This is a genomic window from Shewanella cyperi (genome assembly GCF_017354985.1).
GTDB classification, from domain to species: domain Bacteria; phylum Pseudomonadota; class Gammaproteobacteria; order Enterobacterales; family Shewanellaceae; genus Shewanella; species Shewanella cyperi.
On sequence record NZ_CP071501.1, the window covers coordinates 2,991,240 to 3,010,000 of the forward strand.

Consider the following 18,761-nt stretch of genomic DNA (forward strand, 5'->3'; position numbering starts at 1 on the left):
GTGTCCCCCAGAAAGCGGATAACCATGCACGATCACGCCGCCGAGGCGTCACTGTTCAAACGTCGCGCCCTGTTCACTTTCTGCTGTGTGGTGGTGCTGCTGAGCGTATTGGTGGCCAACCTGCATCATTTGCAGGTCACCTCCTTCAGTGACTACGCCACGCGCTCCAACGAGAACCGCATCCGCGTGGTGCCGGTAGCGCCGAGCCGCGGCCTTATCTATGACCGCAACGGTGTGCTGCTGGCGGAAAACCAACCCTTCTATTCCCTGGAGCTGATCCCGGAAAAGGTGAAAGACATCCCGGCCGTACTGGATGAACTGCAGGGTCTCATATCTCTGTCGGAAGAAGAGCGGGACACCTTCCTCGAGGCGCTCAAATTCCACCGCCGCTTCAAGCCACTCACCCTGAAGAATCGCCTTACAGAGGAAGAAGTGGCCATCTTCAGCGTCAATCAGCACAGATTTCCCGGCATTCAGGTGGAGGCCGGTCTCAAACGGCACTACCCCCACGCTGAACTGCTGACCCATGTGCTTGGCCATGTGGGCAAGATCAACACCAAGGATCGTCAGGCACTGGAACGCAGCGATCAATGGCAAAACTACGCCGCCACCAAGGACATGGGCAAGCAAGGTGTCGAGAAATTTTACGAAAGCCTGCTCCATGGCGCCCCCGGCCACCTGGAAGAAGAAGTCAACAACCGCGGCCGCACCATACGGGTGCTCAAGCAGGTGCCCCCGGAACCCGGCCAGGATATTTACCTGACCCTGGATATAGGGCTGCAAAAGAAAGCCATGGAGCTGCTGGCGGGCAAACGCGGCTCCATAGTTGCCATCGACCCCAGTGACGGTGGCGTACTGGCCATGGTGTCGAGCCCCAGCTATGACCCCAATCCCTTTGTATACGGCATCAGCGGTAAGGCCTACAGCGACCTGCTCAATGACAGATCCCGCCCCCTGATCAACCGCGCCACCCAGGGTCTGTATTCACCGGCCTCCACCATCAAGCCACACATGGCACTGCTGGGCCTGGAGCTCAACGCCATCAGTGAAAAGACCCGTGTATGGGATCCCGGCTTCTGGCAAATTCCCGGCGTGGAACGTAAATACCGCGACTGGAAGAAGTGGGGACACGGCTGGGTCGATGTCTACCACGCCATCACTGAATCCTGCGACATATTCTTCTACGATCTGGTGTACAAAATTGGGGTCGATGAAGTGTCGAGCTTTATGGAGCAATTCGGCTTCGGCCAGAGCAGCGGCATTGATCTGTTTGAAGAGTCTGCCGGCATCATGCCTTCCAAAGACTGGAAGCGGATGCGCTATAACCAGCCATGGTACATAGGCGACACCATTTCTGTGGGTATAGGCCAGGGGTACTGGACCACCACCCCCTTGCAGCTGGCCAATGCCGCCACCATCATGGCCAATCACGGCAAACGCTTCACGCCTCACTTGCTCAAGTCCATCAAGGACAGTACTGCGCTTATCAACAATCCGGTGGATGAACAGCCCCCCATAGCACTGCGCAATGCCCGCAACTGGGACATTATAAACGAAGCCATGCGCCAGACGGCCATGAAATCGCGCTTTGCCGATGCCCCCTACACGGCGGCGATGAAAACCGGCACGGCCCAGGTGTACAGCGTGGCCCAAGATGAAAAATACGATGCCGCCAAGGTCGAAGAGCACCTGCGCGACAACGCTCTGGTTGTGGCCTACGCACCATTTGAGCACCCCAAAATCGTGCTCGCCATAGTGATGGAAAACGCCGGTTGGGGTGGCCAGAACGCCGGTCCCGTGGCCCGGGCCATGCTGGATGAATTCATGCTCAGGGACAAATGGGAATTAAAACCAAGCGAGAAGGTAAGTCATGAATAGCCAACATGGTCGCAAAAACATCTGGTTGCGCCTGCATATAGACCTGCCACTGCTGCTGGGACTGCTGGCGCTGATGGGGTTTGGCCTGGTGGTGATCTACTCCGCCAGCGGTGAAGACATGGGCATGATGGAGCGGCAATTAGTGCGCATGGGGCTGTCGCTGTTCATCATGCTGGTGGCGGCGCAGATCAATCCCGAGGTGTATCGCCGTTGGGCCCTGCCCATCTATATCGCAGGGGTGATTCTATTGCTGGGGGTGGCCTTTTTCGGTGAAATCAACAAGGGGGCCCGCCGCTGGCTCAATCTGGGTTTTATGGAATTTCAGCCCTCGGAGCTGATAAAACTTGCTTTCCCCATCACCATGGCCTGGTTTATCAGTAAATTTCCGCTGCCGCCGAAAAAGCGCTATCTGGCAGCGGCCGGGGTGATTTTGCTTATCCCCACCCTGCTTATCGCCAAACAGCCGGACCTTGGCACCTCCATTCTGGTGGCGGCCTCGGGGATCTTCGTGCTGTTCCTGTCCGGGATGAGCTGGTACATAGTGCTGGGATTTGTCGCTGCCGTGCTGATGTTCCTGCCCATACTCTGGTACTTCCTGATGCACGATTACCAGCGTGCCCGGGTGATGATGCTGCTGGATCCCGAATCCGATCCGCTGGGTAAGGGCTACCATATTATTCAGTCCAAGATAGCTATAGGCTCCGGCGGCATCTGGGGTAAGGGTTGGCTGCACGGCACCCAGTCACAGCTGGAGTTTTTGCCCGAGCGCCACACCGATTTCATCTTTGCCGTGATAGGCGAGGAATTCGGTCTTATCGGCTCGCTGTTTCTGCTCTGCATGTATCTCTATGTTATAGGTCGGGGTCTGGTCATTGCCTCCCGGGCCCAAACCAGTTTTGCCCGCTTGCTGGCCGGTTCCATTACCCTGACCTTCTTCGTATATGTGTTTGTGAACATAGGCATGGTGTCGGGCATATTGCCGGTAGTGGGAGTGCCGCTGCCGCTTATCAGCTATGGTGGTACCTCCATGCTGACATTGATGGTGGGATTTGGCATTCTAATGAGCATCCACACCCACAGACGTTTTGTCGACCGATAGGAAACAACGACTTTGATAAGCCGTTCCAGTGCAGTATTGATGGCCATGCTGGCCATATCCCCTATGGGTGCCGCGGCCGATATCCCGGCACCTTTACGCGAAGCCTTTATTGAAGCCCAGCAACAGCAGGGCTTCAGCAAAGCCGACACCGAGGCCTTCCTGGCCAAGGCCCAATTCAATCAGGCGGTACTGGATGCCATTTCCCGCCCCTGGGAGGCCAAACCCTGGGATCAGTATTATCCGATTTTCCTGACCGAAAAACGGCTCCAGGCGGGGCTGGATTTTTGGCGTGACCATGATGCCAGTATTGCCAGGGCTGCCCACGAGTACGGAGTCGAGCCACAGATCATCGTCGCCATCATTGGCATTGAAACCTTCTATGGTCAAAACATGGGTAAGTACCCTGTGCTCGATGCCCTCTATACCCTGGGTTTCCATTACCCGCCGCGGGCCGACTTTTTTCGCAGCGAACTGGCCGCTCTGCAGACCCTGGTGAAGGAAGAGCAACTGGATCTCGACCAGCTCAAGGGTTCCTACGCCGGCGCCATGGGTTATGGTCAATTTATCCCCTCAAGTTATCGCAATTTTGCCGTGGACTTCAGCCGGGATGGCAAACGGGATCTGCTCGGCAACGCCGATGACGCCATCGGCAGCGTGGCCAACTACTTTCATCTCCATGGCTGGCGCGCCGGTGAGCCGGTGGCGCTGAAACTTAAACATAAGGGCAAGCCCAAGCTAGCCCCTTGGGCGGGCGAAACCCTGTCGCTGTCCGCCGCCGATATTCTCAGCCCGTCCCTGGCACTGGCCCAGGCGAGGGATTTGGATGTGTCGCGCAAGGCCATGCTGGTTCAACTGGAGCAGGCCAGCGAAGATGAATATTGGCTGGGATTGGAAAATTTCTACGTGATCACCCGCTACAATCGCAGCCCGCTGTACGCCATGGCGGTATATCAATTCAGTGAGCGCCTCAAAGATGCCCGCCTTCAAGGTTAAACTGCTGCTGGTTTTGCTGCTGTTGCTGCAGGCCTGTTCCTCTCCGCCGCCCAAGGGCCGTTACAGCATGAGCCAGGATGAGGCCCCCAAGAACCCACCTGATGTCAGTCAAATCGAGGATGCCCATCCGCGGTACGAACCCTACAGCGCCCAGGGTAACAAGCCCTATACAGTGCTGGGAAAGTATTATCAGGTGCTGCCAAGTGGCGAGAATTTTCGCCAAAGTGGTATCGCTTCCTGGTACGGGCAAAAATTCCATGGCCACCTCACCTCCAACGGTGAAACCTACGACATGTATACCATGACGGCGGCCCACAAGACGTTGCCCATCCCCAGCTATGTCAGGGTCTTCAATCTGGACAATCAAAAACAAATAATTGTCAGGGTCAATGACAGGGGGCCGTTCCACGAGGGGCGTATTATCGATTTGTCCTATGCCGCCGCCCATAAACTCGGGGTGCTGCAAACGGGGACCGCCCGGGTTCAGATTGAAACCATCTACTTTCCGCCGCCAAGTACATTGCCACTTGCAGAATTGGCTGACAATCAAAGCTATTTTGTCCAGCTGCTGGCCTCGGCAGACAAGGCCAAACTGGAGCGGCTGGGACAGGAATTGCAGCGGAAATACCAGCTCAATTTCCGCCTGGTCCAGGTGCAGCAACTGTACCGCCTGCAGCTCGGCCCCATAGGCCAGCAAAGGTTGGCCAATCAGGTGCTGAAAACCGTGCAGACAGAGGGATATCCCAGCGGCTACCTGGTCACAGAGCCTAAAAGCTAATCCATTAAGGAACCTTCACGAAAATTGTCTGTCGATTAGTGATACACTGTGGCAATTTACGTCCCTTTAACTAAAACAACCGAGTACGTGTGTAGTTAACGATGAAATTACTTGAACGCTTCACCCCAAAATCGCTGCTTCTTATTGGCCTGGTGTCCGTCTCCGCCCATGCAGCCCCTCCCATGGTGGTACCGGACGCACCTACCGTGGCCGCCAAGGCTTTTGTGCTGATGGACTACTACACGGGCCAGGTTATCGCCGAAAGCAACGCCTATGAGAGCCTGAACCCCGCCAGTCTGACCAAGATGATGACCAGTTATGTGATAGGTCAGGAGATCAAGGCCGGCAATATCAGCCCCCAGGACGATGTGACCGTGACCCAGAACGCCTGGTCGAAGAATTTCCCAGACTCCTCCAAGATGTTTATTGAGGTGGGCAAGACCGTCAAGGTTGAAGATCTCAATCGCGGTATCATCATCCAGTCCGGCAACGACGCCTGTGTTGCCATGGCCGAGCATATTGCCGGGACCGAAGGCGCCTTCGTTGACCTGATGAACTCCTGGGCCAAACAGCTGGGCATGCGCGACAGCTACTTTGAAAACTCCCACGGTCTGGATTCAGAAAACCACAAGACCACAGCCTATGACATGGCATTGCTCGGTGCAGCGCTTATCCGTGATGTCCCCGAGGAGTACAAGGTTTATTCCGAAAAATATTTCACTTTTAACGGTATCAAACAGTACAACCGCAACGGTCTGCTGTGGGACAACAGCCTGAATGTGGACGGTATCAAGACAGGTCACACCTCGGGCGCCGGTTACAACTTGGTGGCATCGGCCACTCAGGATGGCATGCGTCTGATTTCAGTGGTTATGGGTACAGCCAGTGAAGCCGCCCGCAAGGCCGAAAGCAAAAAGCTGCTCAACTACGGTTTCCGCTTCTTCGAAACCATCAGCCCCTACAAGGCGGGCGACACCTTCGTTACCCAGAAAATCTGGTACGGCGATCGTGAAACCGTCAGCCTGGGTTTGGCTACCGACACTCCTATTACCATCAGCCGCGGCAAGGGCAAAGATCTGCAGGCCAATTTCGAGCTGACCAAGGAGCTGAGCGCACCTTTGGCCAAGGGCGAAACCGTAGGTCGGATCTTCTTCCAACTGGATGGCAAGGACATAGCCCAATTCCCGCTGGTTACCCTGGAAGAAGTCAATGAAGGCAGCTGGTTCAGCAAGCTGATGGATTACTTCAAGCAACTTATTGCCGGCTGGCTCGGCTAAGCGCTTGAAATTAAATGCCACCTCCGGGTGGCATTTTTTTTGCCCATCGCCGCCCTTGATTCGGTTATAATAGCCGCCATATTAAGCTTGAGTTTTTCAGCCAGAGTAGTAAATCCATGTTAAATACCACCTTTGACCAATACCTGGAATTCCCCTGCAGCTTTCCGTTCAAGGTTGTCGGCGATGCCAGCGACACCCTGGCCGAGCGTGTGGTTGCTGTTGTGCAACAGCATGCCCCGGGTGATTACAGCCCCAGCAGCAAGATGTCCAGCAAGGGCAGCTACCTGTCGGTCACTGTGCGGGTAAAGGTCACCAGCAAAGAGCACATTGAAACCCTTTATATTGCCTTGGCAGAGGTAGAAGGCGTACGCCGGGTACTGTAAAACCCCAGTCCTGACAGGACAGAGCTGTTCAGTGTTACATTTGCCCGGTCACGGCGTATAATAGCGCCACCATCCACTGAGGGGAGACGTTGCCCTTGCAAGCCAAAACTCTGCATATCAGACACTTGGGAAGCCAAGACTACGAATCGGTCTGGCACGCCATGCAACAATATACAGACAACCGCAACGGCGACAGCCAGGATGAACTCTGGTTGGTTGAACACCCACCGGTTTTCACTCAGGGTCAGGCCGGAAAGGCCGAACACATACTCAATCCCGGTGATATCCCGGTGATCCAGGTCGACCGTGGGGGTCAAGTGACCTATCACGGCCCCGGTCAATTGGTGGCTTATCCCCTGCTCGACATCAAACGCCTCAAAATCGGTGTGCGCCAACTGGTGACCAGCATAGAGCAAAGCATAGTGGATATGCTGGCCCGTTATGAAGTAAAGGCCTATGCCAAGGCAGATGCGCCCGGCGTGTACGTGGACGAGCGCAAGGTCGCCTCACTGGGCCTTAGGATCCGCAAGGGTTGCTCCTTCCACGGCCTGGCACTCAATGTCGACATGGACATTTCCCCCTTCCGACGCATCAATCCCTGCGGCTATGCCGGCCTGGAAATGGTGCAGTGTAAACAGCTTGGCGGGCCTCAGACAGTCACTGAAGCCGGCGAGCAACTTATCGAAACCTTTAGCCAGCTTCTGGGCTATGAGCACCTGGTTCACCACCAAGGATTAGCAGAATAAAATGAACAGACCCGAAAGATTGCAGCCGGGCGTCAAACTGCGTGACGCCGATAAAGTTTCCCGCATTCCGGTAAAAGTTGTGCCTTCCGAGCGTGACACCATGCTGCGCAAGCCCGATTGGCTGCGGGTGAAACTGCCTGCCTCCAATCACCGTATTCTGGAAATCAAACAGGCGATGCGCAGCAATGGTCTGCATTCCGTGTGTGAAGAGGCTTCTTGCCCCAACCTCTCCGAATGCTTTAACCACGGTACTGCGACCTTTATGATCCTGGGCGCCATCTGTACCCGTCGCTGCCCCTTCTGCGACGTGGCACACGGTCGTCCGCTCAAGCCCGATGCCGAAGAGCCGGTGAAACTGGCCAAAACCATACGTGACATGAAGCTCAAGTACGTGGTGATCACTTCGGTGGATCGCGACGATCTGCGCGATGGCGGTGCCCAGCACTTTGCCGACTGTATCCGTGAAATCCGCAAGCTGAATCCGCATATCAAGATTGAGATCCTGGTACCGGACTTCCGTGGCCGCATTGACGCAGCGCTGGATATCCTGGCCACCGAGCCGCCTGATGTGTTCAACCACAACCTGGAAACCGCACCGGCCCATTACCGCAAGGCCCGTCCCGGCGCCAGCTACCAATGGTCTTTGGATCTGCTCAAGCGCTTTAAAGAGCGCCACCCCCACATTCCGACCAAATCTGGTCTGATGATGGGGCTGGGTGAGTCCAATGAAGAAATCGTTCAGGTACTCAAGGATCTGCGTGAGCACAAGGTTGAAATGTTGACCCTGGGCCAATACCTTCAGCCATCCAAGTTCCACCTGCCGGTGGAGCGCTATGTCAGCCCACAAGAGTTTGATGAGCTAAAGGTAATAGCTGAAGAACTCGGCTTTACCCATGCCGCCTGCGGCCCCCTGGTACGCTCAAGCTACCATGCCGATCTTCAGGCCCAAGGTAAAGAAGTGAAGTAAAAACAAAGAAGTAAAGTAAGACTTCGAGACAATAAAAACGGCGCCTTGGCGCCGTTTTTATTTCCAGCCAGCCGCGTTCAAGCGAGTGGCAAATTCATCAGCACGGCGTCTTCCCGGCCATCAGCCGCCGGATAGTAGCCCTTACGCCGTCCTGTCTCGACAAACCCATGGCGTTGATACAGCTCCAGCGCAGTCTGATTACCCGAGCGAACCTCCAGCATGATAACGCTTGCCTGATTATCCTGGGCATCGGCAATCAGGGCATCAAGCAATCTGGCCCCAATACCCTGCCCCTGATGGCTCGGCAGTACGCAGATATCCAGCAGGCTCACCTCATCCACTATCTGTTGCACTATGGCAAATCCCAGCAGCCCTTCTGTGTCTTGATAACCATAGACCCGATACAAGGGACCAAAGCAATCTGCCAGTGCCTGCTCGCTCCAGGGGTGGCTGTGGGCCTGGGCTTCGATAACTGCCATCTCAGCCACGCTGTCCGGCTGCAGCATAATGATATCGCTCATTGACCAACTCCCATCAGCAAACGCCACAGTGCCCTTTTCCCTTGGCTGCCCTGGCGCAATTGCGCCACCTTGGGGCTGCTGCCAAGCAATTTGCCATCCTGAAACCAGTCAAGGCCAGCAACCGTCTCCCGCACCTCAATAGGGCCGGCAACACCAGGATAACGAGACAAAGAATCAATGGCTTGCTGCCAGGCTTCCGGCAAGGGTGACAGGGCCGCAATCGGTTCAGATGGCGCATCGGCACGTCGCCAACGCCGAATGCCCATGGCATCGAGAAAGTCGGATTGTTGCATCAAAGGTTCATCACCGGCATCAGTGCAAATATGACTACAGTGTACCCTGTTTAGTCCCGGTGCGAAAACGATAGGTAAATCAGGCCACAAGACACGGGAGCAAAATGTCAGGAACAGAAAAGCGAAAGGCCGTTCATAATGAACGGCCTTTCTTAATATGGCAGGGGTGGCAGGACTCGAACCCGCAACCGTCGGTTTTGGAGACCGCTGTTCTACCAATTGGAACTACACCCCTGTTGACGGAGGGCATTATGCAGAATGCCCCCCCAAAGGTAAAGTACTTTTTCATGAAAAACGGCTGGTTGCAGCCTTTTTAGCCACCAGCATTTTGAGCATGCCCTCAAGAGCTGAAACCTGAGCAAAATCGAGGTAACACCCTTGTAAGAGATGCAAAAAACCGGCGCATAAGTTCATCCGGCGCCACTTTTTAACCCGTAAAATGTTGCCTCCGGGTCGTAAAAGGGCTGCGGCTCATACCAACACCACTTGGGTCAGAGCCCCACCGGCTCGAAAGTCCCCCGTACCAGGGCCTTTCCCCCTGCAACCATACGTTTTCCACGGCACCAGACGCTGTCGGGACAAAAGCTGCGGTCCAATAATACCAGATCCGCATCCGCCCCTTCCGCGATGACCCCTTTTGGCTCCAATCCGAGAGTTCGGGCGGCGTTGGTACTGGTCATGGCCAGCGCATCTTCAAGATTGATGCCGGCAGCGACAAGTTCTCGGAACACCCGCGCCAAGCTGCCAACGCGACCCACCTCAAGACCTGCCAGTCGACCTTGTTCATCAAAAACCGGTAGGCTGGCATTACCATCGGAACTCAGGGTAATCTGCGACACTGAGACTCCGGATTCCAAGGCGTAACGTACCGCCGCCACGGCGGGAACTTCATCATTTGGCAATGCCGGCGTGTTTTCCGATGCCGTAATGTCAATTACACCACCTGCCCTGGCAAATACTACGCCCTGTTCAAGCAGCGCCGTTGAGCGGTTGATGTGAGTCGGATAAAACTGCCCGAGCGGAATATCGGTCTCTTTGGCTACTTGGTGCAGCAGCGCAAGTCCTTCGGTGCCATCACCCACATGCACAAACACCTTTCCGCCCTTGCCGCTTAACATCCCCCCCACCCGTGCCTGACTGGCGACCCTTGCGAGTTCTGCCACCGAAAGCTGGGAGCCTCGATGATCGGCAATGGCAATCTCACCAATACCTATCACCTTACCAATCAACATCAAATCCCGGGTGATATCGCCGGTCAGTGTCTTGACCGGGTACTCGTATGAGCCAGTGTAGATATAAGTGCTTAATCCTTCGTTATCCAATGCATACGCCTTGGCAAGCAGGTCTTCCAGGCTGCGACTGACAGCGTCGGTGCCCAGTGCACCGATAACAGTAGTCACCCCCGCGAGGGTAGCTTCGGTCAGTTGCATTTCCGGCGTCCGGGTGTGAAAGCCACCTTCACCGCCACCACCACTGATGTGTACCAAGGGGTCGACCAAACCCGGGACCAGGCATTGGCCGGCGGCGTCGATTACTTCCAGTTTCATCCCCGAAAGTGACAAAGCCCCCGGTTCTGTCAAGGCAAGAACTTGTTTTCCGCCCAGCAGCACATCTTTCACCCCTTGAGGTTTTGGGCTGTACAAGGTGGCATTTTTAATCAAAGTCAACATCAGCTATATCCTGTGTATACGGCAACACCAATGGCGGCGCAGGCCAGAGTCATCAATATAAGTTGCAAGCGCCAAATCAACCCGAGCCATTGGGCGAACGAAATCTTTACCACCCCCAGGCATCCCATCAGGGCTGCGGAGGTGGGGATCATCAGATTGGTGAGGCCATCCCCGAACTGAAAACAAAGCACTGCCAATTGCCGACTGACACCGGCCAGATCAGCCAGCGGCGACATCAGTGGCATGGTCAGGGCCGCCTGACCTGAACCTGAAGAAACAAACAAGTTAAACACCGATTGAAACAAAAACATCAACTGGGCGGACAACCAATCTGGCATGCCACTGATTGCATCGCCGGCGCTATATAACAGGGTATTGAGTACCGACGGACTGCCTGGCTCATCGCCGCCGAGCATAATTACCAAACCTTTGGCGAAACCGACGATAAGGGCCGCAGGCAGCAAATCTGCCGCACCACGCTGAAACGCACTGGAAACCTGATTAACCTTCATTCGGCCGCTGGCCACCAGTACCAAACCAACTGCCAGGGCCATGGCAAAAAACTGACTGGCGATCTGGCCAATATAGTAGCTGCGAGCGACAACCCCCCAAATCACCCACACCAAAGAGCATAACAGTATCAGCAACACCGTCAGATCCGTGCGTGATAGCGGGCCGGCCGCGATTTCCGCAGGGTGCTGCCCCTTGTGTTCGGGGACATCGGCCAATTCCTTATTGGCATTATATTGCATCCCATGGCGTGTTTTATTTGCAAATTGCCAGGTATACAACATGGCCGCCAGGGTAAAGAGAACCCAACACAGCGCCCGCAGACCGGCACCTGACATCAGTGGCACGCCGGCAAGCCCCTGAGCTATGGCAACACTGAAGGGATTCATCCAAGACGTGGCAAAGCCTATTTGAGTCGCGCCATAGGTCACCAGTACAACCACCGCCGGGTGGTATCCCAGGGTTTGAAACAGGGGCAGCAACAGCAGACAGAAAGCGATGGCCTCTTCGCTCATGCCATAAACTGCGCCACTTAAGGAAAATACCAGAAACAGCACAGGTAACAGGATGCCGTCGCGCCCTTCCAGGACCACGACCAAGCGGGTCAGCGCCCTGTGGATGGCACCGCTGCCGAGCAGCACCCCAAAAGCCCCGCCGACGATCAGGATAAAGGCCACAACCCCTACCGCCGAACCCTCGCGGTCCCCCGAGGTCAGGCCATCAAATGCGGCGTTGAGCAGCCCCGGCTCTCCGGATGCACTGAACAGGGCCCGTCCCGTTCCCTGCTCGCTGTAATGACTGAAGTTTTCCAGCCTGAGCCCCTGCTCTTCTATGCCACTGAACTGTCCTTCAGGTATGACAAACGTCAGACCCCATGCCAGCAACATCATCCCCAAAAGTATGATGAAAGCATCCGGCATCTCTCGTTTTAATGAAGACATATAGTCCCCCTAATGAGTAAAAGGCCGGGGCAAGCCCGGCCTGGGAGTGCATCAGAAACGCAGGTTATAACGCAGGTTCCAGCGTTGGCCGAGCCAGTCATGGGCTGAACTGGCATAGCCATTGGTGGGTGACGAGGCATAAGGCGGCTCCTCGTCTGTCAGGTTGCGCACCGACAGCAGCAAACTGTGGTTTTCCATCAAGGTCACACCAACACTGGCACTGAACGTCAGCCAGCTGTCCACTGTATCGTTGTCGAATTTAAAATCGCCATCCCCCATGGCTGATATGTAATGGGCACTGAGACTGGCGGTCCAATCCCCAAAACTCCAATCTGTCCCGGCATCCAGCACCCGTTCAGGGCGGGCGATTTCATTGGCTCCGGCAAGACGGCCGAGCAGGTCTTCCACCTCGGCATCGGGCGTTACCCGACGCTCAAAACTGAATGTTTCTGTGCCGCTCACATAGAATTGGAATTCACCTGCACCGGCAGTATCAACACGGTAATTCATGCGATAGTCCAGGCCATCCGTGGTCTGGCTGCCAACGTTGAAATACCCGGTACGCAGAAAGCTGATATCACCGGCGCCGTCGACAACACAGCCGAAATCACCGTTTAATTCAGCCACTGTACCCACCACAGGCGCACTGCCATCGACACAGGCCTTCAGGGTGGTAGATGCATCTATATCCACAATGTCCCGGTGATCATAACGCCAGTAATCTATGGTTAATTGCCAGGCATCGGTGAGATTCCAAGAGATACCGGCATTAAAGGCTTCGGACTTTTCCGCGTCCAGCCCCTGGTTGCCAATGGTTTCCTGATCAAACTCCAGCTCACCATCCAGGGCGCCGTTTTCACCGCACAAGGCGTTGAATGGTTCCCCCAAGCCACAGTTAACGTATTGGCTGCCCAACGAAGTGCCGGCCCCCAATTGGGACAAGGATGGCGCCCGAAATCCGGTGCTCCAGGAAGCCCGCAACACCAGATCGTCTGTGGCTTTATAACGCAGTGACACCTTGGGATTCACATCACCGCCGAAATCACTGTAATGGTCGTAGCGCAACGCCGCGATCAGATCCAGACGCTCAAACAGTGGCAGATTGAACTCTCCATACAACGCATACTGGGTACGGTCCGCTGCCGCATCACTGGCACCCAGTCCAATCACCTCATCCATGACGGCCGACGGTGCCGGGTTATCGGCAATCTCCTCTCGGCGCAGCTCGCCACCGAAAACCGCACTGACCACTCCGCTTCCCATCTCAAATAAATCGCCGCTGAGATTGCCATCAAGTGACATCACTTCTGAATCGCCGCGGCGCACCGCGGGATCGCGTAATGCAGCTATCGCATTGGCACTGTTGTCCTGTCCCAGGTTAAAAGGATTAAATTCACCTTCAGCAATGGCAGCACTCAATACGCTGCGATTCATATATCCGGCAACATGGGTTATTTCATTGGTGGATTTGCCATAGCTGGCGGCAGTTTCCCATCCCCAATCTCCCCAGTCACCACGAAGGCCGGCAAGAACCCGGAAACTCTCGGTGTCATATTCCTGAACCCTGCGCTCCGGCATCCGGGTACGCACACGAATGTTGTCGGTATCATCACCATCAAGGCCATTGATTTCGCGAACATAGTCAGGAACAAGAACCGAATCGCCGGGCACGGTTACCGTGTAACCGGCAGGGGCTTCATAAGCATGACCGGTATTTTTTTGGTACATGGCTTCGGTGAAAAAAGCCATGTCATTGTCGATCTGCCAGACATGATTCAGGGTGGCACCGATATTGTCAAAATCCGGCTGAATGGCACGCTGAATCACATAGTCATAATTACAGGCTTCACCGCCCCACCGGGTATCGTCCCCACACCATTCTTCAGCGTAATAATTGCCGTCCACCACCATTTCTGTGTAGGAGGTGTAAGTCACATTCACCGGCCTGTCGCTATTGAATATCTCATTGCGCTTGGCAAAGTCGATCACCAAGGTAGTGTTACTGTTGTCGGATTGAAAACCGCCAACATAGGTAACGCCCACGCGGCTGGCATCATGATCACTGGTGTCATTGCCGTATTGGACCGAGACCTCATGACCCACAAAATCTTTCCGCAGAATGAAGTTGATAACCCCGGCAATAGCATCTGAACCATAGATGGACGATGCACCGTCCGTCAGCACATCAATTCGTTCAATGGCAGCCATGGGAATGGCATTGACGTTCACAAAAGAATCCGAGCCATTGGAGAAGGAGTCGACGGCAACGCGGCGACCATTGACCAGCACCAAAGTAGCGCTGGATCCCAAACCGCGCAAACTGACACCCGATGCCCCGGCCGGAGCCCCATCAGCCCCCCCGACACCGCCGGTTTCGGTAAAGGTACCGGCACTGGCGGCTTGGGGTAAATCTTTCAAAAACTCGGCAATGGTCTCATAGCCGCGTTTAACCAGCTCGTCCTTGTCAAAGGTTTGCAAAGGGTTGGCGCCCTCCATATCCACACCTTTGAGTCGTGAACCGGTTACCTGGATTTTTTCGAATTTGGACTCGGCCTCAGCGGCAGATGCCTCGGTAGCATTTGCCATGGCAAGTTGAACGGTCGAGAAGGCAAGGCCGGTGATGGCGCAGCCGAATACTGAAACTTTCATTAAGAAGCTCCCAAAGTAAGCAGATAAATTTATCATGCGCGCGCCAAGGCCACCGGACGTGGTCAATACGTGACACAGGAATGTGTGTTCCCGGTGCTGGTGCGCAGCAATGTTTAAAATTGATGTGGTGTGGGGAGCCTTTGGACAACAGCAGGACATCCCACCGAACACTCAAGGGTTCAGTGGTTTATTCGTCCCACCATTCGGACAGATACCATGTACGGTAATGGTATCTTTCAAGAGAAACAGATGCCGGAAACATATCCACCAATGTGAAATCAATGTTATTGACCGGTAAACAAGCTAGCCGGTATAGTAATGGCGAGTCAATACGTGACACACAATATTTTTTTCGAGTGTGTCCATGAAATTTATAAACTACATACTATTCAGTTCCTTGGTTGTATTAAGCAACCAGATGTCTGCAGCAGAGACCCCAGATCAGGTTCAGGCCCCCTTACCTCAATTACAACTGATGTTGGCAGGCGGCGGTCTGACGGTGTGCAGTTCAATGAACCAGGCGCACTGTAAACCCGGGACGGTATTTGCCCCATGGGCAAAAACCAGCCACCGCTATGAAATCTCGCATCAAAGCCTGGCTCGGCTTATTCAACAAGCCGCCATACGCGATCTTGAGGCCTCAACACGACAAGAATTATTATTGCGCTTATCAAGCCAGGCACCCACAGTGCTGTCTCAAAAGGCACTGCTTGAACTAATTGATGGTTTAACGGAGTCACTTGAGGATAAGGCTTATTATGCATTGCTTGATACCCTGGAGCAGCGTCAGCGCACCGAGTCCGGTGAACTGGTCCGTGAACAGGTACAACTAGATGCCGGTAGAGATAGCCATGGCAGCGATATTTTTCGGGACTTTGTAAGCCAGTCGGCCAAAAACAGTGGCCAAAAAACACCTCGCATAGCCGTAGTCACGGCTTCAGCAAGAGATCCTTTTGAAGCCGCCGAATTTTACGTGCAAACCCTCAGTCAGGCCGGAGCCGATGTCATATGGCTACCCATTGATGGCGCTTGGCAACAAGCTACACAAGCACGACGCTGCGACATACTCAATCTCCTTGGCTCACAGCACAATGGATACTTTGACCGGATGAGGGTTTATCCGAAACTGACTGAACAACAAACAGCAGTCTGTCACGAGCCTGGCTCGCTTTATTCTGAACTGGAGGCAATTGATGGTCTCTTCCTCTCCGGTGGCGATCAAACTTTAACCCTGGCGGCTTGGCTTAATGCTGATGGCACGCCCAGCCAGGCGCTGTCGATCCTGCGCAGCCGATTTAATGCCGGTAACCTTGTGGTCGGAGGAACAAGCGCAGGTACTGCCGTCATGGCCTCACGTGCCATGATAACCGGCGGCACCAGTATGGGAGCAATACGCTATGGTATTTCCTCACAAGCGCCTGTCAGCGAGCGCTGTGAAAGTCGGTCATGCCAGCACAAGTTTCCAGCCGAAACCTTGACCTTCCGCTCTGCAGGAGGATTGGGGTTATATCCGTTTGGAATAGTCGACACCCATTTCAGCGAACGTCAGCGACAACTCAGATTGGTACTGTTACAGGATGCCAGCCGTAGCGGACTGGCATTAGGTGTAGATGAAAACACAGCGCTTTGGCTGAGTAATGACGGCCACTATGGTGAAATCATCGGGGCTGCTGGAGTATGGTTTTCAGAGCCACAGGGAAAAGCCGGAACGATTTGGCAGCACAGGATCCACTACCTGCCGGCACAGAGCAAATTGCACCTGACCGAACTAAAGCTGATTGAGGTTGATGTGCCTGTCTGGACCTCCGGAAAGTGCCCAAATAGCGCAACCAATAGCACTGGTTGGTTGATATCTCCCAAGTACGAGTTGAATACAGATAAACATACGACCTGTGACAGCCGTGGCTATTACCGTTCGCTGCTGCTCAATACAAGCGGATGAATAGCGGCAGTGGTTTGGTTTTACCGGACCAGCTTAGGGGCTCTGGTTTTTAGGAATACTTGGCTTTCTGGATTCTGGGCCTTAACAACCTGCCTTGGTAATGATGACTCTGTGCCGAGGCGGCTATGCTGCAATTGGTTTTAATCGGGTACGCAGCAAGACTCATTAAACCGAGAACGCTCTAGACTGGCGGGGCTTTTCGTTTAATGGGCGGGAGAATGTCGCGTTAGCGATATGCTCACGGTTGAATAGCGTTCCGGACGGTTTCAGCATTCCCTACATCCATGATGGTCAGCGCGGGGCTTTACTAGAGCTGGGGCGGATTTATCCAGGGCCCATAACGAAAAAACCTCTGCAGTTCTTTTACAAGAATGCAGAGGCTTTCGTCTTAATGTTGGCAGAACGGATGAAATCAATGGTCCGGCATTACGGCGGGCGGCCAAAAGTGCGCAGCACTTTCAGGAGCGCTAAATACAAAAAGCCCCGCTGTTTCAGCGAGCACGCCCAGTGGAGGCTCTGTGTAAGTTGGCGGGCGAGAGTAGTTATTACTACATGCTCACGGCTGAATAGCGTTCCAGACGAATTCAGCATTCCCTATATCCATGCTGGTCAGCGCAGAGCTGGGGCAGATTTTTCCGCGACGTCATAACGAAAAAAGCCTCTGCATTGCTGCAGAGGCTTTCGTCTTTATGTTGGCGGAGCGGACGGGACTCGAACCCGCGACCCCCGGCGTGACAGGCCGGTATTCTAACCAACTGAACTACCGCTCCTTTGGGCTAGGCCCAAATTAGGCGTCTGGCGATGACCTACTCTCACATGGGGAGACCCCACACTACCATCGGCGCGATTGCGTTTCACTTCTGAGTTCGGAATGGGATCAGGTGGGACCACAATGCTATTGTCACCAGACATAAAATTGTATGGAACAAATTTTAAACGCGCTTTAGCGCGGCTCGTCAGGGTCAAATACAAGGATGTATTTGATAAATTCATTCCTGAATCTGGAAAGCTGCTGCTCTTACGAGCTTGAGTCTCGACTTCAATCAAGTACTGGATATTCTTCGTACGACCTCCAGGGAAGGAGGAAGTGCTGGAAAATGTCTGGAACATTTTCAGTAAAACCCATCTGGGTTGTATGGTTAAGCCTCTCGAGTCATTAGTATCAGTTAGCTCAACGCCTCACAACGCTTACACACCTGACCTATCAACGTCCTGGTCTCGAACGGCTCTTATGTGGACTCTAGGTCCAAGGGATGACTCATCTTGGGGCTCGCTTCCCGCTTAGATGCTTTCAGCGGTTATCGATTCCGAACGTAGCTACCGGGCAATGCCATTGGCATGACAACCCGAACACCAGCGGTTCGTTCACTCCGGTCCTCTCGTACTAGGAGCAACTCCCCTCAATCATCCAACGCCCACGGCAGATAGGGACCGAACTGTCTCACGACGTTCTGAACCCAGCTCGCGTACCACTTTAAATGGCGAACAGCCATACCCTTGGGACCGACTTCAGCCCCAGGATGTGATGAGCCGACATCGAGGTGCCAAACACCGCCGTCGATATGAACTCTTGGGCGGTATCAGCCTGTTATCCCCGGAGTACCTTTTATCCGTTGAGCGATGGCCCTTCCATTCAGAACCACCGGATCACTATGACCTACTTTCGTACCTGCTCGACGTGTCTGTCTCGCAGTTAAGCTGGCTTATGCCATTACACTAACCGTACGATGTCCGACCGTACTTAGCCAACCTTCGTGCTCCTCCGTTACTCTTTGGGAGGAGACCGCCCCAGTCAAACTACCCACCAGGCACTGTCCCTAACCCCGATTAGGGGCCCAGGTTAGAACATCAACACTACAAGGGTGGTATTTCAAGGACGACTCCACGAGAACTGGCGTTCCCGCTTCAAAGTCTCCCACCTATCCTACACATGTAGGGTCAATGTTCAGTGCCAAGCTATAGTAAAGGTTCACGGGGTCTTTCCGTCTAGCCGCGGGTATACGGCATCTTCACCGCAATTTCAACTTCACTGAGTCTCGGCTGGAGACAGCGTGGCCATCATTACGCCATTCGTGCAGGTCGGAACTTACCCGACAAGGAATTTCGCTACCTTA

The 18,761-nt window shown here is 54.3% G+C and carries 14 protein-coding genes, 2 tRNA genes and 2 rRNA genes (1 of these 18 only partly in view); 9 read left to right on the forward strand and 9 right to left on the reverse strand.

The genetic code is table 11. From position 1 onward, the window contains the following. The 8 genes from mrdA (at position 1) to lipA (ending at position 8,121) form a co-directional block, all read left to right on the forward strand. Positions 1–1,878 (forward strand): penicillin-binding protein 2, encoded by a 1,878-nt coding sequence (gene mrdA, locus JYB84_RS13145; RefSeq protein ID WP_207320501.1) that lies wholly within the window; start codon positions 1–3, stop codon positions 1,876–1,878. Continuing rightward, positions 1,871–2,977 (forward strand): rod shape-determining protein RodA, encoded by a 1,107-nt coding sequence (gene rodA, locus JYB84_RS13150; protein ID WP_207320502.1) that lies wholly within the window; start codon positions 1,871–1,873, stop codon positions 2,975–2,977. The genes mrdA and rodA overlap by 8 nt, the downstream gene beginning before the upstream one ends. A 39-nt stretch (positions 2,978–3,016) precedes the next feature. After that, complete coding sequence (gene mltB, locus JYB84_RS13155) at positions 3,017–3,970, forward strand: lytic murein transglycosylase B (protein WP_207323226.1); 954 nt, start codon at positions 3,017–3,019, stop codon at positions 3,968–3,970. Then, entirely contained in the window at positions 3,951–4,748 is a 798-nt protein-coding gene (locus JYB84_RS13160; RefSeq protein ID WP_207320503.1) for a septal ring lytic transglycosylase RlpA family protein, read from the forward strand. Before mltB ends, JYB84_RS13160 begins: the two co-directional genes overlap by 20 nt. Positions 4,749–4,849: 101 nt before the next feature. After that, positions 4,850–6,025: a serine hydrolase gene (locus JYB84_RS13165; RefSeq protein ID WP_207320504.1), complete on the forward strand. Its 1,176-nt coding sequence runs from the start codon at positions 4,850–4,852 to the stop codon at positions 6,023–6,025. A 116-nt stretch (positions 6,026–6,141) separates the two neighbouring features. Next, positions 6,142–6,408: a DUF493 family protein YbeD gene (gene ybeD, locus JYB84_RS13170; RefSeq protein ID WP_207320505.1), complete on the forward strand. Its 267-nt coding sequence runs from the start codon at positions 6,142–6,144 to the stop codon at positions 6,406–6,408. A 95-nt stretch (positions 6,409–6,503) separates the two neighbouring features. Next, on the forward strand, positions 6,504–7,154 hold the full coding sequence (lipB, locus tag JYB84_RS13175; protein WP_207320506.1) for a lipoyl(octanoyl) transferase LipB: 651 nt from the start codon (positions 6,504–6,506) through the stop codon (positions 7,152–7,154). Position 7,155: 1 nt separating this feature from the next. Continuing rightward, positions 7,156–8,121: a lipoyl synthase gene (gene lipA, locus JYB84_RS13180; protein ID WP_207320507.1), complete on the forward strand. Its 966-nt coding sequence runs from the start codon at positions 7,156–7,158 to the stop codon at positions 8,119–8,121. Between the two features lie 77 nt (positions 8,122–8,198). On the opposite strand, the gene rimI is transcribed toward lipA, so the two are convergent. The 6 genes from rimI to JYB84_RS13210 all read right to left on the reverse strand — a co-directional run bounded on the left by rimI (position 8,199) and on the right by JYB84_RS13210 (position 14,705). Continuing rightward, complete coding sequence (rimI, locus tag JYB84_RS13185; RefSeq protein ID WP_207320508.1) at positions 8,199–8,642, reverse strand: ribosomal protein S18-alanine N-acetyltransferase; 444 nt, start codon at positions 8,640–8,642, stop codon at positions 8,199–8,201. Next, the gene (locus tag JYB84_RS13190) at positions 8,639–8,935 is read right to left on the reverse strand and encodes a hypothetical protein (protein WP_207320509.1); all 297 of its coding nucleotides are present in this window, start codon (positions 8,933–8,935) and stop codon (positions 8,639–8,641) included. Before JYB84_RS13190 ends, rimI begins: the two co-directional genes overlap by 4 nt. 158 nt (positions 8,936–9,093) lie before the next feature. Next, positions 9,094–9,170 (reverse strand) — tRNA-Trp (locus JYB84_RS13195). 256 nt (positions 9,171–9,426) lie between these two features. Next, positions 9,427–10,605: a beta-aspartyl-peptidase gene (iadA, locus tag JYB84_RS13200; protein ID WP_207320510.1), complete on the reverse strand. Its 1,179-nt coding sequence runs from the start codon at positions 10,603–10,605 to the stop codon at positions 9,427–9,429. Further along, complete coding sequence (gene yfcC / locus JYB84_RS13205) at positions 10,605–12,056, reverse strand: putative basic amino acid antiporter YfcC (RefSeq protein WP_207320511.1); 1,452 nt, start codon at positions 12,054–12,056, stop codon at positions 10,605–10,607. The genes iadA and yfcC overlap by 1 nt, the downstream gene beginning before the upstream one ends. Before the next feature lie 51 nt (positions 12,057–12,107). Beyond that, positions 12,108–14,705 carry a TonB-dependent receptor gene (locus JYB84_RS13210; protein WP_207320512.1) on the reverse strand — a complete coding sequence of 866 codons (2,598 nt, stop codon included), beginning with the start codon at positions 14,703–14,705 and terminating at the stop codon, positions 12,108–12,110. A 364-nt stretch (positions 14,706–15,069) separates the two neighbouring features. Between JYB84_RS13210 and JYB84_RS13215 the strand changes: the two genes are divergently transcribed. Then, a complete protein-coding gene (locus JYB84_RS13215) occupies positions 15,070–16,647 on the forward strand; it encodes a cyanophycinase (protein ID WP_207320513.1) in 1,578 nt (525 codons plus the stop codon). 693 nt (positions 16,648–17,340) lie between these two features. On the opposite strand, the gene JYB84_RS13220 is transcribed toward JYB84_RS13215, so the two are convergent. From JYB84_RS13220 to JYB84_RS13230, 3 genes are all read right to left on the reverse strand, one after another. Further along, positions 17,341–17,417: transfer RNA gene (locus tag JYB84_RS13220), tRNA-Asp, on the reverse strand. 23 nt (positions 17,418–17,440) lie between these two features. Further along, a 5S ribosomal RNA gene (gene rrf / locus JYB84_RS13225) occupies positions 17,441–17,556 on the reverse strand. A gap of 226 nt (positions 17,557–17,782) precedes the next feature. Continuing rightward, positions 17,783–18,761, reverse strand: a 23S ribosomal RNA gene (locus tag JYB84_RS13230) (it continues 1,914 nt past the right edge of the window).